This window comes from Blautia sp. 1033sp1_1033st1_G9_1033SCRN_220408, assembly GCF_040929965.1.
In the GTDB taxonomy this organism is placed as follows: domain Bacteria; phylum Bacillota; class Clostridia; order Lachnospirales; family Lachnospiraceae; genus Blautia_A; species Blautia_A ammoniilytica.
Genome location: NZ_JBFKZO010000002.1, coordinates 247552 through 268502, shown reverse-complemented (window position 1 = coordinate 268502; position 20951 = coordinate 247552). Strand labels below are relative to the sequence as shown.

At 44.7% G+C, this 20951-nt stretch carries 21 protein-coding genes; 17 read left to right on the top strand and 4 right to left on the bottom strand.

What is annotated here, in order from left to right; genetic code table 11:
- Window positions 1–51 precede the first annotated feature (51 nt).
- Complete coding sequence (locus AB5916_RS02960; RefSeq protein WP_158421586.1) at window positions 52–234, top strand: hypothetical protein; 183 nt, start codon at window positions 52–54, stop codon at window positions 232–234.
- Between the two features lie 36 nt (window positions 235–270).
- Here AB5916_RS02960 and AB5916_RS02955 read toward each other — a convergent pair whose 3' ends face one another.
- Window positions 271–906 carry a transcriptional regulator gene (locus tag AB5916_RS02955; protein WP_368189177.1) on the bottom strand — a complete coding sequence of 212 codons (636 nt, stop codon included), beginning with the start codon at window positions 904–906 and terminating at the stop codon, window positions 271–273.
- A 342-nt stretch (window positions 907–1248) separates the two neighbouring features.
- Here AB5916_RS02955 and hydA point away from each other — a divergent pair, with 342 nt between their 5' ends.
- From hydA to AB5916_RS02940, 3 genes are all read left to right on the top strand, one after another.
- A complete protein-coding gene (gene hydA / locus AB5916_RS02950; protein ID WP_368189176.1) occupies window positions 1249–2628 on the top strand; it encodes a dihydropyrimidinase in 1380 nt (459 codons plus the stop codon).
- 117 nt (window positions 2629–2745) lie between these two features.
- Window positions 2746–3735 (top strand): XdhC family protein, encoded by a 990-nt coding sequence (locus AB5916_RS02945; RefSeq protein ID WP_368189175.1) that lies wholly within the window; start codon window positions 2746–2748, stop codon window positions 3733–3735.
- A 133-nt stretch (window positions 3736–3868) separates the two neighbouring features.
- On the top strand, window positions 3869–4405 hold the full coding sequence (locus AB5916_RS02940) for an SH3 domain-containing protein (RefSeq protein ID WP_368189174.1): 537 nt from the start codon (window positions 3869–3871) through the stop codon (window positions 4403–4405).
- Window positions 4406–4494: 89 nt separating this feature from the next.
- On the opposite strand, the gene AB5916_RS02935 is transcribed toward AB5916_RS02940, so the two are convergent.
- Window positions 4495–4974 carry an S-ribosylhomocysteine lyase gene (locus AB5916_RS02935; protein WP_158421591.1) on the bottom strand — a complete coding sequence of 160 codons (480 nt, stop codon included), beginning with the start codon at window positions 4972–4974 and terminating at the stop codon, window positions 4495–4497.
- Between the two features lie 221 nt (window positions 4975–5195).
- Here AB5916_RS02935 and trpS point away from each other — a divergent pair, with 221 nt between their 5' ends.
- Window positions 5196–6200 carry a tryptophan--tRNA ligase gene (gene trpS / locus AB5916_RS02930; protein ID WP_368189173.1) on the top strand — a complete coding sequence of 335 codons (1005 nt, stop codon included), beginning with the start codon at window positions 5196–5198 and terminating at the stop codon, window positions 6198–6200.
- A gap of 211 nt (window positions 6201–6411) precedes the next feature.
- Window positions 6412–7086, top strand: coding sequence for a peptidylprolyl isomerase (locus AB5916_RS02925; RefSeq protein ID WP_368189200.1), 675 nt, complete (start codon window positions 6412–6414; stop codon window positions 7084–7086).
- A 19-nt stretch (window positions 7087–7105) separates the two neighbouring features.
- On the opposite strand, the gene AB5916_RS02920 is transcribed toward AB5916_RS02925, so the two are convergent.
- On the bottom strand, window positions 7106–7672 hold the full coding sequence (locus AB5916_RS02920) for a class I SAM-dependent methyltransferase (RefSeq protein ID WP_368189198.1): 567 nt from the start codon (window positions 7670–7672) through the stop codon (window positions 7106–7108).
- A 175-nt stretch (window positions 7673–7847) separates the two neighbouring features.
- On the opposite strand from AB5916_RS02920, the gene coaBC reads away from it, so the two are divergent.
- The 3 genes from coaBC (at window position 7848) to AB5916_RS02905 (ending at window position 10575) form a co-directional block, all read left to right on the top strand.
- Complete coding sequence (coaBC, locus tag AB5916_RS02915) at window positions 7848–9056, top strand: bifunctional phosphopantothenoylcysteine decarboxylase/phosphopantothenate--cysteine ligase CoaBC (RefSeq protein ID WP_368189172.1); 1209 nt, start codon at window positions 7848–7850, stop codon at window positions 9054–9056.
- An 85-nt stretch (window positions 9057–9141) separates the two neighbouring features.
- Window positions 9142–9798: an ECF transporter S component gene (locus tag AB5916_RS02910; protein WP_158421595.1), complete on the top strand. Its 657-nt coding sequence runs from the start codon at window positions 9142–9144 to the stop codon at window positions 9796–9798.
- Between the two features lie 12 nt (window positions 9799–9810).
- Entirely contained in the window at window positions 9811–10575 is a 765-nt protein-coding gene (locus AB5916_RS02905; protein WP_158421596.1) for a type III pantothenate kinase, read from the top strand.
- A gap of 34 nt (window positions 10576–10609) precedes the next feature.
- Here the strand turns inward: AB5916_RS02905 and AB5916_RS02900 are convergent, their stop codons facing one another.
- Window positions 10610–11506 (bottom strand): RluA family pseudouridine synthase, encoded by an 897-nt coding sequence (locus tag AB5916_RS02900; RefSeq protein WP_173726717.1) that lies wholly within the window; start codon window positions 11504–11506, stop codon window positions 10610–10612.
- A gap of 121 nt (window positions 11507–11627) precedes the next feature.
- Here AB5916_RS02900 and AB5916_RS02895 point away from each other — a divergent pair, with 121 nt between their 5' ends.
- The 8 genes from AB5916_RS02895 (at window position 11628) to AB5916_RS02860 (ending at window position 20951) form a co-directional block, all read left to right on the top strand.
- Window positions 11628–12968: an MATE family efflux transporter gene (locus tag AB5916_RS02895; RefSeq protein WP_158421598.1), complete on the top strand. Its 1341-nt coding sequence runs from the start codon at window positions 11628–11630 to the stop codon at window positions 12966–12968.
- An 82-nt stretch (window positions 12969–13050) separates the two neighbouring features.
- The gene (cbiD, locus tag AB5916_RS02890; protein ID WP_368189171.1) at window positions 13051–14214 is read left to right on the top strand and encodes a cobalt-precorrin-5B (C(1))-methyltransferase CbiD; all 1164 of its coding nucleotides are present in this window, start codon (window positions 13051–13053) and stop codon (window positions 14212–14214) included.
- A complete protein-coding gene (gene cobI / locus AB5916_RS02885) occupies window positions 14211–14903 on the top strand; it encodes a precorrin-2 C(20)-methyltransferase (RefSeq protein ID WP_368189170.1) in 693 nt (230 codons plus the stop codon). Before cbiD ends, cobI begins: the two co-directional genes overlap by 4 nt.
- 67 nt (window positions 14904–14970) lie before the next feature.
- Entirely contained in the window at window positions 14971–15744 is a 774-nt protein-coding gene (gene cobM, locus AB5916_RS02880) for a precorrin-4 C(11)-methyltransferase (protein WP_368189169.1), read from the top strand.
- Window positions 15745–15784: 40 nt separating this feature from the next.
- On the top strand, window positions 15785–16840 hold the full coding sequence (locus AB5916_RS02875) for a cobalt-precorrin 5A hydrolase (protein WP_368189168.1): 1056 nt from the start codon (window positions 15785–15787) through the stop codon (window positions 16838–16840).
- Window positions 16833–17570, top strand: a complete 738-nt coding sequence (gene cobJ, locus AB5916_RS02870; RefSeq protein ID WP_191868051.1) for a precorrin-3B C(17)-methyltransferase — start codon at window positions 16833–16835, stop codon at window positions 17568–17570. Before AB5916_RS02875 ends, cobJ begins: the two co-directional genes overlap by 8 nt.
- Entirely contained in the window at window positions 17563–19536 is a 1974-nt protein-coding gene (cobK, locus tag AB5916_RS02865; protein ID WP_368189167.1) for a precorrin-6A reductase, read from the top strand. The genes cobJ and cobK overlap by 8 nt, the downstream gene beginning before the upstream one ends.
- Window positions 19533–20951, top strand: coding sequence for a cobyrinate a,c-diamide synthase (locus tag AB5916_RS02860; protein ID WP_368189166.1), 1419 nt, complete (start codon window positions 19533–19535; stop codon window positions 20949–20951). The genes cobK and AB5916_RS02860 overlap by 4 nt, the downstream gene beginning before the upstream one ends.

Here is a 20951-nt window from a genome sequence, read left to right as displayed (position 1 = left end):
TATGATTACAGTATAGCTGTTTTGACAGGGAATTTCAAGGAGGGGAGAGAAGTGGAAGAGGAATTTATTTCAGGATTTTGCAGGACCATGAATGGAAGTAATACGGTATGCTGTGAATATGAGATCACAGATGGAAAGAAAAAGCTGACATTTATGGACTGTGCTTATAAAAGATGCGTAAACAGCGGCGCCTGTGAAATATATAAAGAAGCCTGCGCTCTGGAAGAAAAGTGAAATCTCTTCCAGGCCGCAGGCCTTTTCTTTGGAAAATTACTTATTAACATCAATATAGCTGTATAGCGTATATTTGGAAATGCCAAAATAATTGGCTACCTTATCTCCTGACTTTGTAATAAGAAATGCCCCTGAATCATTTAGGAACTGGATGGCTTTTACTTTGTCATCCTTATTCATCAATGCAACTGGCTTGCCTGCAAGTGCTACAGACTCCTCAATCAAGCGATCCAGCAAATCATTCACATTGTGAGAGATCTGCTTTGGATTTTCTTCCTTATTCTGCGGGGTGATCAGTGCGTGGAGCGCATTCTCGATCATGGTAAGCTTGGTAATATCATAATTGATCCCAAATACATAATGGAGAGATCCATCATCATCACGGATATAGGATGTGCTGCATTTCAGAATCTTGCCGTCACTGGTTTTCATCAGATAACCAGAGTGGTCAGAAGGTTCGCTGCCTTTGCGGTTCCGGTTGCGAATTACATCAAACACTGCATCTGAAGGCCCGTCCCCAATGCTGCGTCCTGTAACATGGCCGTTTACGATATAAACAATAGAGTGTTCAGGATCCTTGGTTTTCAGGTCATGTATCACAACCTCACAGTCAGGCCCGAATTCTGAAGCCAGATCCTGGGCGATTTGTTTTAAGACAGTCAGACGTCCCATAAAAGCTGCCTCCCTTTCTATAAAATAATGGTAACTGCTTAGTGCCTTTACGGCTGCCAGGCAAATGGTCGCTTGTCCTCCTTGTGTATGCACAGGTGGTCTCAGACCTGTTGATACTGTAATCATAGTATATCACAGGCGCAAAAAAATAAAAAGGATTTTCACAAAAAAAATGTGGAAAGCTAAAAAAAATTGTAAAATTAAAGGATATGTATGGAATAATCTGTACAAAAGTGCTATATTGAAGCAAACGGATATGATGCCTTAGGGCAACATGTTCATAATGGGGCCAGTCCCCGGGACAGTGGAATCATAAAACCTGAATGATAAGGAGGTATCACCATGAGATATTTACTTAAGAACGGAACGGTTGTGTCAGGAGAAAAGTCAATGAAAGCAGATGTACTGACAGATGGAGAGAAGATCCTTGCTGTCGGAGAGAAACTTCCGGAAGATGGGGCAAACGTTATAGATGTAACAGGAAAGCTTTTGTTCCCCGGATTTATTGACGGACATACTCATCTTGACTTGGATGTGGCGGGGACTGTTACAGCGGATGATTTTGAAACTGGTACAAAAGCGGCTCTTCTTGGAGGCACCACCATGGTGGTGGATTATGCGTCACAGGATAAAGGCGGCCATACATTAAAAGAAGGTCTGGAAAAATGGCACAAAAAGGCAGACGGTAAATGCTCCTGTGATTATTCATTCCATATGTCTATCGTGGAATGGAATGAAGAAACAGAAAAAGAGATCCAGGATATGATCGATGCCGGGATCACCAGCTTTAAGCTGTATATGACTTATCCGGCAATGATGGTAGGGGATGGGGATATTTACAAAATCATTAAGAAACTAAATAAAGAAGGATGCTTTGCAGGAGTACACTGCGAGAATGCAGAAGTGATCGATGCACTGTCCCAGGAAGCAAAGGCAGCAGGCAGACTGGGACCTGAGAATCATCCGTTGGTGCGGCCGGATACTATGGAGGCAGAAGCTGTGCACCGTTTGCTGGTAATCGCAGAAGCGGCTGGAGCACCTGTTATGATCGTCCATCTTACAAATCGGAAAGCTTATCAGGAAGTTATGGCAGCCAGGGCAAGAGGACAGATCGTATATGTGGAAACCTGTCCACATTATCTGCTACTAGATGATAGTAAGTATTCACTGCCGGATTTTGAAGGAGCCAGATATGTATGTGCCCCTCCTCTTCGAAAAAAAGAAGATCAGGAATGCTTATGGAAGGCACTGGCAAATGGACAGATCCAGACAGTTGCCACAGATCATTGCAGCTTTACATTGGAGCAGAGGGCTCTTGGAAAGGATGATTTTACAAAGATCCCAGGAGGGCTTCCGGGAATACAGACAAGAGGAAGCCTGCTGTACACCTATGGAGTACGAATGGGAAGGATCAGTCAGGAGCAGATGTGCAGCCTGTTATGTGAAAATCCTGCAAAGCTTTATGGTGTATACCCAAGAAAAGGTGTGCTTGCACCGGGAAGCGATGCAGATATTGTAATATTTGACCCGGAAAAAGAAAGCAGTATTTCAGCAAAGACACATGCTTGCAATACAGACAATACCCCATTTGAAGGCTTTGCACTTCATGGCGAGATTGACAGTGTTTTCCTTAGAGGAACCTTATGCGTATCAGGCGGCAAGCTGCTCAGGGAAAAACAGGGAACTTATATCCACAGGGATAAAAACAGCTTTCGGTTTTAAAGGCTTTGCGCTGGCATAATAGCAGATTTTAATCTCAGTCGAGAAGACTCCCACCTCTTTCAGGTGGTGAGTAACAGCAGCTCGACTTGAAAACACATATAGCCGGAGGCACAGGAAATGTATAGAGAAATATACCATATACTTGAAAAACAGGGAAAACTGAAAACAGTTTTGATCCTGGATGGAGAGCATCAGGGACAGAAGGCTTACAGGACGGACCTTGGATGGCAGGGGACGGATCCCGGGTTTAACTGGCACCCTTATGAAGAGGCATTAGATCAGATAGAGGAAACCGGAATCAAGCAGATCTATGGAGTATCTTTTTTTGTGGAAATCTACATGAAGAATCCAAGACTGATCCTTCTTGGAGCAGGTCATGTATCCTGTCCTACAGCAAAGATAGGTAAGATGCTAGGATTCCATGTTACTGTTATGGATGAAAGAGAGGAATTTCTTACAAAAGACAGGTTTCCCGATGCTGATGTACTGGTACCGGCTCCTTTTGAAGAACTGTCTGCAAGGATCCCGGCATATGCAAATGCTTATTATGTGATCGTTACAAGAGGCCATGTGGGTGACGGTATCTGCGTTCGGCAGATTCTGGATCGGCCCTATACCTATCTTGGTATGATCGGAAGCAGGACTAAGGTACGGATCACTATGGAGAATCTGGAAAATGAAGGCTATACCAGGGAACAGCTGGAGTCAGTCCATGCACCCATTGGCCTGCCGCTGGGAGGGCAGATGCCGGCAGAGATCGCAGTCAGTATTATGGCGGAGATCGTAAAGGTGAAAAACCAGCATTATATGGCATATTGTGATGAGGATGTACAGCATGCAGTGGAAGCCGGCCGAACAGGTGTAATGGTTACTATCATAAGCAAATCTGGCTCATCTCCCAGAGGAGTGGGAAGCAAAATGCTGGTTGGGGATGATGGAAAGACCTGGGGCAGCATTGGAGGCGGCAGGGTAGAATATGAGGCGATCCGGTATTGCACACAAGTTGTTTCTCCTGAATGTGTATCTTATAATCTGTCCAATGCAGAACAGGGAAATCTTGGAATGATCTGCGGCGGTCAGGTGGATGTGCTGTTTGAAAGGATATGATACTCTAAGAATCTTTTGGGAAAATGGGTTGCATATTCTGAAATAATCATGTATATTAGTTGTAATACAATTTTAATAACTAATATGTGAATAATCAGCGCATTCATGCAGCTGAGTCAGGAGGAAATATATTATGAAAAAAACATTATTGGCATTGCTTGTACTGGGAGCAGCTATTGTGCTTCCAGGATGTGGGTTTGATGATGGAGCCGGTTCAACAGTAACAGTTGTGGAGATCACACCTACTCCGGAGCCAACACCTACTCCAGAGGTGACACCTACCCCAGAAGTAACACCTACTCCGGAGCCTGTTATTGTACAGACAGCAAGCGGTGTTAATGTTACCAAGCAGGACGGTGTATATACTACCAATACAGAAGTGAACCTTCGTGCAGATGCAAGCACAGATGCAGAGCTTGTTACAGGAGTTGGCGCAGGGGTCCAGCTTACCAGCACTGGTGTATGTGATAATGGATGGATCGAAGTGAACTATAATGGACAGACCTTATATGCGTCCGGAGATTATGTGACTGCAGTGGCAGCAGATCCTAATGCGGCAGCAGACCCTAATGCAGCAGCAGACCCTAATGCAGCAGCGGATCCTAATGCGGCTGTAAGTGACGGTACACAGGGAGATGCAGCTGTATCAGATGGTACTGTGCAGCAATAAGACAGAGCATTACAAAAATAATAATAATTGAGAAACGAACAGCACAGCCATTTGATGACCGTGCTGTTCGTTTTTTGTGTAATAAAACATTATTTTGGATAAACCAGACGATCCGGGCGGATATCGTAAAGCACCTGCTCCAGATATTTCTTTGCCAGATATTTGGCCATGCCAAGATTCATATCCAAATAGTTGCCACAATCCCTGGCAGAAGCACCAGGTACTTCTCCTTCAAAATCGCGGATAAATTCAAAGGTTTCAATCATAAGGGGAACAATATCCCTGGATTCGTAGTCTCCATTTAAAAGAAGATAATTGCCGGTGCGGCAGCCCATTGGTCCCCAGTAGATCATCTTAGGACCAAATACAGGATGGTTCCTTAAAAAAGTAGCAGCCAGGTGCTCGATGGTATGAAGCTCAGCAGTGTTCATTACAGGCTCTTCATTAGGGGAAGTCATACGGATATCAAAGGTGGTGATCACGCTGTCACCTGCTTTGTCTTTCCTGGATACATATACTCCAGGCTGCAATTTGATGTGGTCTATGGTAAAACTGGTTATTTTTTCCATGTCAGATCCTCTCTTTCGATTTAAATGATAACAGGCTGTACACTGTCTTTTTTAATTTTAACAGAAAAAAACAGTTTTGCAATATAAAACAGCTGGCAGATAAAAGACCAGATAAAAATCATCTGTAGATATAAGCGGCAGATAAAAAATAACTGCAACATTGACTTTAATGTGACAGAATGCTAAACTGACTAGGAATGAAAAAAGAAGGAGAAATCATTATGATCGACGGAAATAAAGTGTTGTTCAGCGGCATGCAGGCAACAGGAAATCTTACTCTGGGTAATTATCTGGGTGCCCTGAAGAATTGGGTGACTTTATGTGATGAATATGAATGCTTTTACAGTGTGGTAGATATGCACTCTATTACCATACGCCAGGATCCGGCAGTGCTCCGCAAAAGAGCCAGGAATCTGCTTACCCTTTATATTGCTGCAGGACTGGATCCAAAGAAAAATTGCATCTATTATCAATCTCACGTGTCCGGTCATGCAGAACTGGCATGGATCCTGGACTGCTTTACCTATATGGGAGAATTAAACCGTATGACTCAGTTCAAGGACAAAGCAGCCAAACATGCGGATAATATTAACAGCGGACTTTTTACATATCCGGTACTGATGGCAGCAGATATTCTTCTGTATCAGGCAGATGTGGTTCCGGTGGGGATTGACCAGATGCAGCATCTTGAACTTACAAGAAACATTGCAGAGCGTTTTAATAATATTTACGGCGATGTATTTACAATTCCGGAAGCGTATATCGGCAAGGTAGGTGCAAAGATCATGAGCCTTCAGGATCCTTCCAAAAAGATGTCCAAATCTGATGAGAACCCGAATGGAAGCATTTATCTGATGGATGATCCGGATACTATTATGAGAAAGTGCAAACGTGCAATTACAGACTCAGAAGGATGTATCCTGTACAGGGATGAGCAGCCGGGAATCAAGAATCTGATCGATATTTACAGTGCATGCACAGGTAAAACACCGGATGAAACAGTGAAGGAATTCCAGGGTAAGGGATATGGAGACTTCAAGCCTGCAGTTGGAGAAGCTGTTGTCAGTGTGCTGAAACCGCTTCAGGATGAGTTCGCCAGACTTTCAAAGGATAAGGCATATATTGATTCTGTTATCAAGGAAAATGCAGAAAAGGCAAACTATTATGCAACAAAAACTTTGCGTAAGGTTCAGAGAAAAGTAGGCTTTCCTGATCGGATTCGATAAGAGTACAAGAAAACAGTCATTATAATATAATAAAAGTAATCTGGGAGGCATAATGAATATGAAACGTAAATATCTTGCAGTGCTTTGTGCAGCAGTGCTTTCAGCCTGCATGTTCACAGGGTGTGGAAACAAAGACACAGATAATAAGGAAAACGCAAAGACTGCGTCTGAAGAGCAGCAGGGAACAGAAAAGGATGCAGAGGAGGCTGGTATTTCTGATGGTTCTGATACAGAAGATGTACAGGAGGGCAGCCAGGAGGAAGGCCAGAGCGGACAGCCTGTAGAGGATGCAGAAGATGCTGCAGAAGAAACCTCCCAGGAGCCGGAGAAAGCGGCAGATACTGGATCTTCAGAGGATGCAGTTACACTGGATGTAAGCAAGTCCCTTACCGGTACTCATGATGTGGAGATCAAGGTAAAGGATTATGGCACCATCGATGTACAACTGGATGCAGATACAGCTCCTATTACAGTAACTAATTTTATTAAGCTTGTACAGGAGAATTTTTATGATGGACTTACCTTTCACAGGATCATGGACGGCTTTATGATCCAGGGGGGAGATCCTCTTGGCAATGGTACCGGCGGTTCTGATCAGACCATTAAAGGGGAGTTCAAGAACAACAAGGTGGAGAATAACATCTCCCATAAGAGAGGCGTGATCTCTATGGCAAGGAGCAGTGATCCGGATAGTGCCAGCTCACAGTTCTTTATCGTGCAGACAGACAGCACCTTCCTGGACGGAGATTATGCTGCATTCGGAGAAGTTACCTCTGGTATGGATGTGGTAGATGCCATCTGCAAAGATGCCAAGCCTACAGACGACAATGGCACCATCCCGGCAGACCAGCAGCCTGTGATCGAGTACATCAAGGTTCTGGACTGATCTTCCGGGACTGATCCGTTTATTTCAGCCGGATCACCAGCACAGGCACCGGCGGATGATTGGGCCTGTTATAAAATTCACTTTTGATAACAAGATAACAGTGGGGATCAAGGCTTTTCAGCCAGCTAAGGATAGCATCATGCTCTTCAAAGCCTGTATCTCCCCCGCTGTAGATACAAAGAGACAAAAGCCCGCCTTTTTTCAGAAGCTTCAGCGAAGAAGAAAGAGCGGGCATACTTGTTTTTATCCTTGTAGATATGGTATGATCCCCACCTGGAAGATAGCCGAAGTTAAATACAATGCAGCTGACTGTATCTGGGGATGCATATGCTTCCATGTTGGAATGGGAATCCAGGATGCATTTGCAGTTCTGAAAGGGACTTTCTTTCAAAAGCTTTTCCTTTGTGTGATCCAGGGCGTCTCTTTGGATATCAAAGGCAAGTACATGGCCTGTACTTCCGCAAAGTCTGGAAAGAAGAAGGGTATCTGAGCCGTTTCCTGCTGTGGCATCTATGCACAGGTCTCCTTCCTGTACCTGCTCTTCTATAAAACGGCTGCACCAGCCGGTGATCTGTATATTTTTCATGGTGATCATTCCTTTCTCAATATGGTTTCACTGCTCTTTTTTTTCTATTTTACCAAATGGGTAAAAAAAATTCCATTGCAATCCATTAATCCCTGCCGTATAATAAATCAGGATATTACCTGTGTACAGTAACACCATCATATCGAAATTTTACAGAGGAGGACGATTTATTTCCATGTTAAAAGACAAAACTGTGCTTCTGGGAGTGACAGGCAGCATTGCTGCATATAAAATCGCATATCTTGCCAGTGCGCTTGTAAAGCTTCATGCAGATGTACATGTGCTTATGACAAAGAATGCATGTAATTTTATAAATCCTATTACTTTTGAAACACTTACAGGAAATAAATGTCTTGTGGATACCTTTGACAGGAATTTTCAGTTTTCTGTGGAGCATGTATCTGTTGCCAAGAAGGCTGATGTGGTGATGATCGCACCGGCAAGTGCGAATGTGATCGGCAAGCTGGCCCATGGCATTGCAGATGATATGCTTACCACTACGATTCTGGCGTGCAGATGCAGGAAATTTATTTCCCCAGCAATGAATACCAATATGTTTGAGAATCCCATTGTGCAGGATAATTTAAAGATTCTTGCAGGCTATGGATACTCTGTGATCGATCCTGCAGTAGGACATCTGGCATGTGGGGATACAGGGGCAGGCAAGATGCCGGAGCCTGAGACGCTTCTTTCTTATATTTTACAGGAGATCGGTGCAGCAAAGGATCTGAGAGGAAAGAAGGTTCTGGTAACAGCAGGACCTACCCAGGAGCCCATTGACCCGGTACGCTATATTACGAATCATTCCTCTGGCAAGATGGGATATGCCATTGCAAAGGCAGCTATGCTAAGGGGAGCGGAGGTAACTTTGGTCAGCGGACCGGTTGCCATTAAGCCTCCGGCTTTTGTAAAGCTGATTCCTGTTGTAACTGCCCAGGATATGTATGAGGCTGTGACCAGTATCAGTGACAGCCAGCATATTATCATCAAGGCTGCAGCAGTAGCTGATTATTGCCCTGCTACAGTAAGTGAGGACAAGCTCAAAAAACAGGATGACCAGATGTCCATTCCGCTAAAAAGAACAAGGGATATTTTGAAATACCTGGGTGAGCATAAGGTGCCCGGGCAGTTTTTGTGCGGATTTTCTATGGAAACCCGCGATATGCTCAGTAATTCCAGAGCCAAGCTAAAGAAGAAGAACCTGAATATGGTAGCTGCCAATAATGTGAAGGTGGCAGGAGCCGGATTCCAGGGAGATACCAATGTGCTGACTCTGATTACACAGGATGAGGAAGTATCACTCCCGCTGATGAGCAAGGAGGATGCAGCCGGAAAGATCCTGGATAAGATCCTGGAGATTATGAACCAGGAGGTAACTGATTAACCAAAGGATGCGGACAAATTCATAATATCCGCAGATCCAGCACCGTATTGTATCCCGAAAAGGGAACGATAACAAGGAGGACAAAATGAAAAATCAACTGAAAACATCACAAATCACTATGCTTGGCCTGATGATCGCCATCCTGCTTCTTATGGCCTACACACCCCTTGGGTATCTGAATATCGGCCCGCTTGCCATTACCTTTAATGTGATTCCGGTAGCTATCAGTGCCATTGTACTTGGGCCTGCAGGCGGAGCTGTTGCAGGGGCAGTGTTTGGTATTACCAGCTGTCTGCAGTGTATAGGCGTTGGCGGCTCCAGTGCCATGGGTGCTACACTTTTTGCCATAAATCCTGCATTGGCTATTATTCAGAGATTTGTACCAAGATTTCTGGATGGTATTCTTCTTGGATATATTTTCAGAGGAACCCGTAAGAAATCCAAGAATGTTTACCTTTCTTGCTCTGTAACAGGCTTCTTTTCCGCATTTCTTAATACTCTGTTTTTCATGACAATGCTGGTTGTCCTTTTTGGCAACAGTGAGTATATACAGGGACTGATGGGCGGCCAGAATGTGATTGTGTTTATTTGCTCATTTGTTGGAATTAATGCTGTATGTGAGATGATCTCTTCTACTGTGATCACCGGAATGGTAGGCGCTGCACTTTATAAAGCAAGACTGCTTCCCGGCACAGCAACTGAGGGCACAGAAGCAGTAAAAAGAGATGCCGTAAGGCTGTAACCAGGAGGAAACATGATTTTTGCAATCGATATTGGCAACACAAATATTGTAGCCGGCTGTATTGATAAGGAGAAGACTTATTTTATTGAAAGGCTTTCTACAGTAAGAACAAAAACAGAATTGGAATATGCAGTTGACATTAAAACGCTTCTGGACATTTACCACATTAAGAAGAATGACATTGAAGGATGCATTATTTCTTCTGTTGTGCCTCAGATCACCAACGCAGTGAAGCTGGCTGCTGAAAAGATCCTGAAAAAAGAAGTGATGGTATTAGGCCCTGGCGTGAAAACAGGACTGAATATTATGATGGATAACCCCGGCTCACTGGGGGCAGACCTGGTGGCAAATGCTGTGGCAGGGATTGCAGAATATCCGCTGCCTCTGGCCATTATCGATATGGGCACTGCCAGTACAGTAAGCGTTGTGGATGAGAAGAAGCATTATGTAGGGGGTATGATCTTTCCGGGAATCAACATTTCCCTGGATGCCCTCACTGCACGAGCATCCCAGCTTAGTGGGATCAGTATTGACGCACCTAGAAGGATCATTGGGAAAAACACCATTGAGTGTATGAAAAGCGGTGTGATCTACAGCAATGCCGCTGCTTTGGACGGGATCGTGGAGCGAATCGGAGAGGAACTTGGGAAAGAACCCTTTGTAGTGGCAACCGGCGGCCTTTCCAAAAAGATAGTTCCCTATTGCAAAAAGAAGATCGTTCTGGATGAGGATCTTCTTTTGAAGGGGCTGATGATCATTTATGACAAAAATAAATGATTCATCTGGCAGAAGCCGGGGATTGTATCATTGGTCATGACAGTTCCTTTGTAAAGGCAGACGCAAAGTCCTGTGGAACAGGTGCAGTAAATAAAAGGGGACTACCGGTCACAGGATGGGTGAATTCCAGCTGATAGGAGTGGAGCGGTTGTCTGTGGATGATCCGGTAGTCCGGATTGTATAAGTAATCTCCTGGCAGAGGGAAGCCCAGATATTTCATGTGGACCCGGATCTGATGTGTCCGGCCTGTGTCCAGTCGGAGAGCAAGAAGTGAGCGCTTTGCATGGACAGCGAGGCGCTCATAGTGCGTTACCGCCTTTTCTCCATTTTGGAAGTCCACAATTCTGGTAATGGCAGATCCGTTTTCGCGGGCAATGGGAGCATCTATGGTGCCATGTTCGGGTGTGATCCCTGTGACAATGGCAAGATACGTTCTTTTGATCTGCCGGGCTTTCATCTGCTGGGACAGTACAGCTGCACTGAGAGCATTTTTGGCAAGCACAAGGACTCCGGAAGTGTCACGATCCAGACGGTTGATACAACGGTATACAAAGGGCTGCTCTTTGGAAGCAAAATAATAAGAAACTCCGTTAGCCAGGGTATTTTCATAATTGCCTGCAGATGGATGAACCGGCATATCTGCAGGTTTATTTAAAACAAGCAGGTCTTGATCCTCGAAAAGGATCTGCAGATCCATTTTTACAGGAGAGATCAGAGATGGAGGATCCATTTCCCGAAGGAGGATGGTAAGTATATCCCCTTCTTTTAACAGGGTATGACCAAAGCCACGGTCTTCATTCAGACGGATGCAGCCTGGGTCATTTTTCATCGAGGACAGAAGATGGCGAGAAAAGCCATGGCTTCGCAGGAAATCAAGGATCTCTACGCCTGCATCTTTGTCTGTAACAGAATATGTAAGGGTACGACACATAAGGTTACCTTTCTAAATGATTTTTTAATTACAGAATCATAGCATTTTCAGAAAGAAATAACAAGACTTCAGGATAAAAGACAGTCAATACAAAGCTTCATTAGAGGGAAAGGGAGTATATATGGAGCAGAAACATCTTTTTTCAAATAAAATGTTAAAAAGCATTCTGGTACCGGTCATTCTGGAACAGCTGTTGAATTCCTTTATGGGTACGGCTGATACCATGATGGTGAGTAATGTAGGATCTGCAGCTATTTCTGCAGTTTCTCTTGTGGATTCCATTAATGTGTTGTTGATCCAGGCATTCTCTGCACTTGCAGCAGGAGGAACCATTATCTGTGCTCAGTATATGGGACAGCGTAATTATGAAAGGGCAAATAAATCAGCCAGACAGGTATTATTCATCATACTGTCCATTTCGGCTGCTGTTACTATTTTGTGCCTTCTTTTTAAAGATCCTCTGCTTCATTTTATCTTTGGAAAAGTAGATGCAGATGTTATGGAAGCATCTTCTGTTTACTTTCTGTTTTCAGCAGCTTCCTATCCTTTTATTGCACTGTATGACTCTGGTGCATCTATTTTCAGAGCACAGGAAAATACAAAAGGGCCACTGATCATTTCAGTAATCTCCAATGTGATGAATATTGTTGGCAATGCGATACTGATCTGGGGATTTAATATGGGGGTGGCAGGAGCTGCCATTGCAACCCTGGTTTCAAGGATCTTCTGTGCAGTTGTTGTACTTTGGCAGTTAAGGAAGGACAGACAGCCTATTGTAGTCAGGGATTATCTGAAGATACGTCCGGATCGTAAATTGATCGGCAGGATCCTGGGACTTGGGATTCCTTCCGGGATTGAGAACAGTATGTTTCAGCTTGGAAAGCTTGCTATACAGTCTACGGTTTCCACGCTTGGTACAACAGCTATCGCAGCCCAGGCAATGACTAACAATCTGGAGATGTTAAATGGTACGGCAGCTATGGGAGTTGGGATCGGGCTGATGACCATTGTAGGAGAATGTATCGGAGCAGGCCGGGAAGATGAGGCTGTTTATTATGTGAAGAAACTGAGCTGTGTGGCTGAGATGATCATCATTGGATGCTGCCTTCTGGTATTTGCCCTTACAAAGCCTATCACCATTCTTGGCGGTATGGAGCCGGAAAGTGCAAGGATGTGCTTTCAGATGATGGCCTGGATCACAGTGGTCAAGCCGCTTGTATGGGTGGTATCCTTTATCCCGGCATATGGAATGCGTGCTGCCGGTGATGTGCGTTTTTCTATGATCACCTCTTGTGTAAGCATGTGGGTGTTTCGGTTCTGTTTATGTGTATTTCTGATCCGTGTTATAGGCATGGGACCACTGGCTGTATGGTTTGGAATGTTTACAGACTGGACCATCCGCGGCATCGTATTTATTTGGCGTTTCCACAGCCGTAAATGGCTGAAACATAAGGTTGTATAGGGTGTGTAAAAGTTATCAGATAAGAGCGTACAGGCTGAATATAGCTTCAAAGAAGGAATCATATCACAGGAAAGGAAAAGGCATGCATAAAACAGGTCTGGAAGATTATTACGTCATTAAGGGACAAAAGAAAATGCGTTTTGGATATACCACAGGTTCCTGTGCAGCTGCGGCTTCAAAGGCTGCAGTAAAGATGCTTCTGTCCGGGAAAAAGGTGGAAGAGGTATCGATTATGACGCCAAAAGGGATCCGGCTTTCTCTGATTCCTGAGGATATTTGTATTGACAAAGACAAGGCATCCTGTGCGATCCGAAAGGATGGGGGAGATGATCCGGATAGCACCAGCGGGCTCCTTGTGTATGCCTCGGCAGAAAAAATTAGTACTCCGGGAATCCTTATCGATGGGGGAATCGGTGTAGGACGGGTGACAAAGCCAGGATTATCCCAGCAAATAGGAGAGGCTGCCATTAATCCTGTTCCGCGGGCGATGATCAAAAAAGAAGCAGAAGAGGCTGCCCAGGAATGGGATTATGAAGGTGGTCTTAAGATCATCATTTCTGTACCTGAGGGAGAAAAGACAGCCCAGAAAACCTTTAATCCAAGGCTTGGCATAGAAGGCGGGATTTCCATTTTAGGTACCAGTGGGATCGTGGAGCCTATGAGCGAGAAAGCACTTATCGAAAGCATTCGTGTGGAGATGAGACAGCATTTTACCCAGGGAGAGGAATATCTTCTTGTAACCCCTGGAAATTATGGCGCAGAATATTTGAAAAATCATATGGATCTGCCATTTGAAAAAAATATAAAATGCAGCAATTATGTAGGGGAAACTATTGATATGGCCATTGATATGGGAGTAAAAGGCATTCTTTTTGTGGCCCATATTGGGAAGTTTGTAAAGGTGGCAGCAGGGATCATGAATACCCATTCTCATAATGCAGACGGAAGGATGGAGGTACTGGCAGCCAATGGGATCCGTGCAGGGTCTGATCTGGAGTGTGCCCGTAAGATCCTGGAATGCAATACTACAGATGAGGCATTACAGATCCTGGAACAGAACGGAATCTTAAAGCCTGCAATGGAGCAGGTGATGAAACGGATCCAGTTTTATCTGAATCACCGCTCTTATGATCAGATCCTTCTGGGAGCAGTGGTATTTTCTAATGTTTATGGCTATCTGGGAATGACAGAGGATGCTCCCTGTCTGATCCAGAAGATTCAAAAGGAGTATAAAGGAGAATTATGACCGGAAAATTATACGGGGTAGGAGTAGGACCGGGAGACCCGGAACTGCTTACGCTAAAAGCCCTAAGAATTATAAAAGAGGCAGATGTGGTGGCAGTGCCTGGAGAAATCCCAGAGCAAAGCATTGCCTACCGGATCGTTTACGGTGCATGGGAAGGAATCAGGAAAAAAGAATTGCTTGCTGTGCCTATGCCAATGACAAAGGACCAAAAGCAGCTGAAAGAAAATCATGAAAAAGGGGCACAGCTTCTTGGAACACTTCTGGAGCAGGGGAAAAAGGTGGCTTTTCTGACTTTGGGAGATCCTACTGTTTATTCCACATATCTTTATGTACATAGGATCCTAACGGATCGGGGATATGACACACAGATCATAAGTGGTATCCCTTCGTTCTGTGCAGTCAGCGCAAGGCTGAATACAGGTCTGGTAGAAACAAGCCAGCAGCTTCATGTGCTTCCGGCCTCCTATCAGATCCGGGAAGGGCTGAAGCTTCCGGGAACAAAGGTGCTGATGAAGGCAGGACATAAGATGAAAGAAGTCAGGCAGCAGATCCAAAAGCTGGGGGAAGAAGCGGTGATGATCCGCAACTGTGGCATGGAAGACGAGCAGATCTTTGACAGTGTGGAAAAGATTCCGGATGATCCTGGCTATTATTCGCTGATCATTGTAAAAGATAAAGCAAATACATAAAGCAAATACATAAAGCAAACACATAAAGCAAACACATAAAGCAAACACATAAAAGGAGGACTGATCTATGGTACATTTTGTTGGAGCAGGTTCAGGAGCAGCGGATCTGATCACAGTAAGAGGAAAACAGTATCTGGAAGAGGCAGATGTGGTGATCTATGCAGGATCACTTGTAAATCCGCAGATTCTGGACTATACAAAGGATGTGTGCACCATTTATAACAGTGCCAAAATGACACTGGAGGATGTGATCTCTGTGATGGAAAAGGCAGAAGCAGCAGGGAAAACAACGGTCCGACTGCATACTGGAGATCCCTGCATTTATGGAGCTATCCGTGAACAGATGGATATTTTGGATGAAAAGAAGATCGCTTATGACTATTGTCCCGGAGTCAGTGCATTTTGTGGAGCAGCCAGTGCCCTGAACCTGGAATATACACTTCCGGAGATATCACAAAGTGTGATCATTACCAGAATGGAGGGAAGGACACCGGTTCCGGAAAGAGAGAGCATTCAGTCTTTTGCTGCTCATCATGCAACTATGGTTATCTTTTTAAGTACAGGAATGCTGGAAGAATTAAGCCGCCGTCTGATCGAGGGAGGATATGAAGCCGAAACTCCTGCAGCTATTGTATACAAGGCAACCTGGCCGGATGAGAAAAAATTCATTTGTACGGTTGGAACTTTGGCACAAACTGCAAAAGAAAATAATATTACAAAGACAGCTTTGATGATCATCGGAGATGCAGTGAAGGGTGCAAAGTATGACCGTTCCAAGCTGTATGACCCGGGATTTACAACAGAATTCAGAGAAGCAACTAGTACATCGAAAACCATGTAATAGATAATCAACGAAAAGAGAAATGTCCAGGTGATAAGAAATGAAAATAGCCATGATATGCTACAGCCTGACAGGAGAAAGTACAGGGCTTCGCCTAAAAGAAGGCCTGGAAAAGCTGGGACACAGTGTACAGCTGTGGGAGAAAAGCAAATATCTGCCGGATTCAATAAAGGAGTCTTGTAGTCAGTGGACCGGCGACAGGTTTGGGGATTCTCAGGCAGTGATATTTATTGGAGCTTGTGGGATTGCAGTACGCAGTATTGCGCCTTTTGTAGCATCCAAAAAAACAGATCCTGCAGTTCTGGTAGTGGATGAATGCAGCAGATTTGTGATTTCACTGCTTTCCGGTCATCTGGGAGGGGCCAATGAACTGGCTGGGACAGCAGCCAAAATACTGGATGCCATGCCGGTAGTAACAACTGCCACAGACCTTCATCAGTGCTTTGCAGTGGATGTTTTTGCAAAGAAAAATGACTGTGGGATTTTCAATATGAAGGGTGCTAAAGAAGTGTCAGCAGCCCTTCTTGCTGGGAAAAAAGCAGGATTTTTCAGCGATTTCCCATGGGAAGGAAGTCTTCCGCCCGGACTGGTCTATTGTAAAGACAGGCAGGAAGCAAAGAAAAAAGGACTGCTTTTGGGAATCAGTGTAACGGTTTATAAGGAGCATACTCCTTTTGAGGAAACCGTTTATGTAGTACCAAAAACAGTAGCTTTAGGCATGGGCTGCAGAAAGGGAAAAGAGTCTGAAGCTGTGCTTCAGGCAGCAAATGAGATCCTAAAAAAGACCGGGATTTTCAAAGAAGGGGTAAAGACCCTGACCAGCATTGATATCAAAAAAGAAGAGCCAGGCCTTGTGGCATTAGCAGAGCAGTGGAAGATTCCCTTCCAGGTATATACAAGTGAGGAACTGCAGGCTGTGAAGGGGGATTTTACACCCTCATCCTTTGTAAAAGCCCAGGTAGGGGTAGATAATGTATGTGAAAGAAGCGCCCTTCTTGCAAGTGGGGAAGAAGGGGTACTGATAGAAAAAAAGCAGGCGGCAGGTGGCGTGACAGCAGCTTTGGCAGCCGGAAACCGGAGGATTCATTTTGAGTAAACAGAAAATCTATGTGGTAGGCATCGGACCTGGCGCATACCAGGAAATGACCGGGGCAGCAGTGGCAGCCCTTGAACAAAGTGATGTGATCGTTGGATATACAGTATATATCGATCTTGTAAAAGAGCATTTTAGTGATAAAGCCTTTCTGACAACACCGATGAGAAAAGAAGTGGACCGGTGTGTGATGGCTTTTGAGGAAGCAAAAAAGGGACAGACTGTGTCTATGATCTGCAGTGGAGATGCAGGAGTATATGGTATGGCAGGACTGATCTATGAGATCAGCGAAAGATATCCGGATGTGGAGATAGAGATCATTCCCGGGGTCACTGCTGCCATTGGAGGAGCTTCTGTGCTTGGAGCACCTTTGATCCATGATTTCTGCCTGATCAGCTTAAGTGACCTTCTTACCCCCTGGGAAAAGATCCAGGCAAGGCTTCTTGGCGCATCCCAGGCGGACTTTGTGATCTGTCTTTATAATCCATCCAGCCATAAGCGCCATGATTATCTTCAGAAGGCATGTGATTTGATGATGACATACAAATCCCCGGATACAGTGTGTGGGATCGTGTCAAATATTGCAAGAGAAGGGGAAAACTCCAGGATCATGACATTAAAAGAATTGCGTGATACAAAGGTGGACATGTTTACCACTGTATTTATTGGCAATTCTCAGACAAAGGTGATAAACGGCAAAATGGTAACTCCAAGAGGATATAAAGATGTATAAGGTTCTTGTGTTTGCAGGTACAACAGAAGGATATGAGCTTTGCAGGTTCCTTGGAAAACAGAAGATTTCTGTATGCGCCCTTGTAGCAACCGAATACGGCACCCGTTCCCCAGGGGAATTGCCAGGGGTGGCGCTTCATGCAGGTCGCATGGATGAAAGCCAGATGGAGGCCTTTATCCAGGAAACGTCTCCGGAACTTGTGCTGGACGCCACTCATCCTTATGCAGCAGAAGTGACGAAAAATATCCGGGAAGCCTGTGACAATAAAAATACGGAGTATGTACGGATCCTGCGGGCACAGGGAAAACATGAGGATCAGGCAGTTTATACAGAAAGCATTCAGGATGCTGTGGATTATTTAAAAGGCACCAGGGGAAATATTCTGCTTACTACAGGAAGCAAGGAGCTTTTAGCATTTACAGGACTTCCGGATTATAGGGAGCGGGTGTACGCACGTGTACTTTCCCTTCCTTCCGTAATCAGTGCATGCAAGGAAATGGGATTTGAAGGAAAGCATCTGATCGGTATGCAGGGGCCTTTTTCCAGAGAATTAAATGAAGCTATGCTCAGGCAGTTTCAGTGTGATTTTCTTGTCACAAAGGATACCGGGATGGCAGGAGGCTTTCAGGAAAAGATCGATGCGGCTTTAAACTGCCATGCAGTTCCGGTGATTATTGGGCGTCCCATAAAGGAGCAGGGGCTGACTGTTCTGGAATGTAAACGTTTTTTGCAGAAGCGTTTCCAGATTTTGGCAAAGCCAAAGGTTACTGTGCTTGGGATTGGGATGGGTTCTGAAGAAACACTTACTATCCAGGGAAAAAGGGCAGTTCAGGAAGCAGATCTTGTGATCGGAGCCAGAAGGATGGCAGACAGTGTAGGGATGCCAGGCCAGAAAGTGGTATATGAGTACCGCAGCGAAGCGATCCTGAAGTACATTGAAGAGCATCCGGAATTTGAAAATATTCTGATCGTATTATCCGGAGATGTGGGATTTTACAGTGGAGCCAAAAAGCTTCTGGAAGGTCTTGGCAGTGACACACAGGTGATCTGCGGGATTTCTTCAGTTGTTTATTTTATGTCCAGGATCCACATGTCCTGGGAGGATGCAAAGCTTTTAAGCGCACATGGAAAGAATTGTAATCTGATCCACTATATTTGCCATTACCGAAAGGTTTTTGCTATTCTTGGCAGTGGCCGGGAAATCGGAAATCTGGCTGCAAAGCTGGTTTCTTATGGCATGTCAGATGTGATGCTGTATGTAGGAGAGAAGCTTTCTTATCCTGAGGAAAAAATATTTGCAAAAACAGCAGGAGAGCTGATCGGATATGAAGGGGATGCTTTATGTGTGGTCTGCGCCTGTAATCCGAAGGCAAAGCCTATGCTTTTGGTGCATGGTATCCGGGATGAGGAATTTATCCGTGGCAAGGCGCCAATGACAAAAGAAGAGATCCGTACAGTTTCCCTTTCCAAGCTTCAGCTGCCAAAGGATGCCATATGCTATGATGTGGGGGCAGGTACAGGCTCCCTGTCTGTGGAAATGGCTTTAAGGGCCTTTGATGGAGAAGTATATGCAATCGAAAAAAAGGATGAGGCAGCAGATCTGATTCTTGAAAATAAAATGAAATTTGCAGCAGACAACCTGGAAGTGATCAAGGGAGAAGCACCGGAGGCTCTGAAAAGTCTGCCTGCACCTACCCATGTATTTATCGGAGGTTCTTCAGGAAATCTTTCCCAGATCGTAGATCTGCTTATGGAAAAGAATCCGGAAGTACGGATCGTGATCAACTGTATTACTTTGGAAACCGTAGGGGAGGCTTTGCAGGTGATAAAGAATCAGCAGTTTACAGAAACAGACATTGTGCAGATAAGCGCTGCAAGATCCAAAGAAATTGGACGTTACCATATGATGATGGGAGAAAATCCTATTTATATCATCACCTGTCAGAAGAGGGAGGAAAAGAAATGAAGATCCCCAGGATCCTTTTTGCAGCAGGGGCTAGCGGAAGCGGAAAAACCCTGATCACCTGCGGATTTTTACAGGTGCTTGTAAACAGAGGGATCAGAGCAGCTTCCTTTAAATGCGGGCCTGATTATATTGATCCCATGTTCCACAGCAGGGTGATCGGTACCAAATCCAGAAATCTTGACACCTTTTTTACATCTCCATATGTTACCAGATATCTGCTTCAGGAAAATGCAAAGGACTGTGATCTGGCTGTTATGGAAGGCGTTATGGGATATTATGACGGAGTGGCAGGCACGACCACAAAAGCCAGTGCTTATGATCTGGCAGATATTACGGATACTCCGGTGATCCTGATCGTAAACAGCAAAGGAATGAGTGTTTCTCTGGCTGCCTACATCAAAGGGTTTCTGGAATATAAAAAGAACAGCCACATTAAAGGCGTGATCTTTAACCAGATGTCGGCCATGCTGTATCCAAGGATGAAAAAACTGGTTCAGGAACAGCTGGGGATCCAGGTTCTTGGCTATGTGCCAAGGGTGGAGGACTGCCTGATTGAAAGCCGTCATCTTGGTTTGATCCTTCCAGAGGAGATCCCAGGACTGAAACAGCGGCTTTACAGGCTTTCCCAGATCTTGAATGATACCCTGGAGATTGATGAGATCCTGAAGCTTGCCGTGGAAGCATCAAAGATTGATGTACCAGATAAACTGGAAAAAGTGGATCCTTCTTTTGGATGGAGTTTACCAAAGAAAGAAAAGAAGCTTCGGATCGGACTGGCAAAGGATGAAGCCTTCTGTTTCTTTTATGAGGATAATTTCAGACTTCTTCAGCAAATGGGAGCAGAACTGGTGCCATTTTCACCAATTCATGACAAGAAGCTTCCGAAGGATATACAGGGACTTTTACTGTACGGCGGTTATCCGGAACTGTATGGTAAGCAGCTGGAGGAAAACCAGGAAATGCGTCAGCAGATCCGGGAAGCCATTTATGATCAAATGCCGGTTCTTGCAGAATGTGGAGGCTTTATGTACCTGCATCAGCAGATGGAAGGTATGGATGGGAAGCTTTATCAGATGGCAGATGTGATAAAAGGAAAGGCATACAGAACACCAAGGCTTACCAGGTTTGGCTATATTACTCTGGAACAGAAGCTTTCTGTGCTTGGACATACGGATCTGGGAAGCATACCTGCCCATGAATTTCATTATTTTGATTCCAACAGCTGTGGAGAAGCCTTTCATGCATCAAAACCGGAAAGCTTAAGAGGCTGGGAATGTATTTGGGGCAGTGACCGAATACTTGCAGGATTTCCTCATTTGTATTATTATGGAAATCCACGGATACCACAGGCCTTTCTTGAAAGGTGCCTTGCCTTCCGCCAGGAAAAATCCCTGAAAAACAAAGGAGATCAATGA

What these genes read in the sequence shown, in the direction of transcription:
- AB5916_RS02895 (WP_158421598.1), top strand. Translation starts at nt 11,628, where the DNA reads ATGGAGCAGAAACATCTTTTTTCAAATAAAATGTTAAAAAGCATTCTG.
- AB5916_RS02935 (WP_158421591.1), bottom strand. Translation starts at nt 4,974, where the DNA reads ATGGAAAAAATAACCAGTTTTACCATAGACCACATCAAATTGCAGCCT.
- trpS (WP_368189173.1), top strand. Translation starts at nt 5,196, where the DNA reads ATGATCGACGGAAATAAAGTGTTGTTCAGCGGCATGCAGGCAACAGGA.
- cobM (WP_368189169.1), top strand. Translation starts at nt 14,971, where the DNA reads ATGGTACATTTTGTTGGAGCAGGTTCAGGAGCAGCGGATCTGATCACA.
- cobI (WP_368189170.1), top strand. Translation starts at nt 14,211, where the DNA reads ATGACCGGAAAATTATACGGGGTAGGAGTAGGACCGGGAGACCCGGAA.
- AB5916_RS02905 (WP_158421596.1), top strand. Translation starts at nt 9,811, where the DNA reads ATGATTTTTGCAATCGATATTGGCAACACAAATATTGTAGCCGGCTGT.
- AB5916_RS02940 (WP_368189174.1), top strand. Translation starts at nt 3,869, where the DNA reads ATGAAAAAAACATTATTGGCATTGCTTGTACTGGGAGCAGCTATTGTG.
- AB5916_RS02920 (WP_368189198.1), bottom strand. Translation starts at nt 7,672, where the DNA reads ATGAAAAATATACAGATCACCGGCTGGTGCAGCCGTTTTATAGAAGAG.
- AB5916_RS02945 (WP_368189175.1), top strand. Translation starts at nt 2,746, where the DNA reads ATGTATAGAGAAATATACCATATACTTGAAAAACAGGGAAAACTGAAA.
- AB5916_RS02860 (WP_368189166.1), top strand. Translation starts at nt 19,533, where the DNA reads ATGAAGATCCCCAGGATCCTTTTTGCAGCAGGGGCTAGCGGAAGCGGA.
- AB5916_RS02875 (WP_368189168.1), top strand. Translation starts at nt 15,785, where the DNA reads ATGAAAATAGCCATGATATGCTACAGCCTGACAGGAGAAAGTACAGGG.
- cbiD (WP_368189171.1), top strand. Translation starts at nt 13,051, where the DNA reads ATGCATAAAACAGGTCTGGAAGATTATTACGTCATTAAGGGACAAAAG.
- AB5916_RS02900 (WP_173726717.1), bottom strand. Translation starts at nt 11,506, where the DNA reads ATGTGTCGTACCCTTACATATTCTGTTACAGACAAAGATGCAGGCGTA.
- hydA (WP_368189176.1), top strand. Translation starts at nt 1,249, where the DNA reads ATGAGATATTTACTTAAGAACGGAACGGTTGTGTCAGGAGAAAAGTCA.
- coaBC (WP_368189172.1), top strand. Translation starts at nt 7,848, where the DNA reads ATGTTAAAAGACAAAACTGTGCTTCTGGGAGTGACAGGCAGCATTGCT.
- cobK (WP_368189167.1), top strand. Translation starts at nt 17,563, where the DNA reads ATGTATAAGGTTCTTGTGTTTGCAGGTACAACAGAAGGATATGAGCTT.
- AB5916_RS02955 (WP_368189177.1), bottom strand. Translation starts at nt 906, where the DNA reads ATGGGACGTCTGACTGTCTTAAAACAAATCGCCCAGGATCTGGCTTCA.
- AB5916_RS02910 (WP_158421595.1), top strand. Translation starts at nt 9,142, where the DNA reads ATGAAAAATCAACTGAAAACATCACAAATCACTATGCTTGGCCTGATG.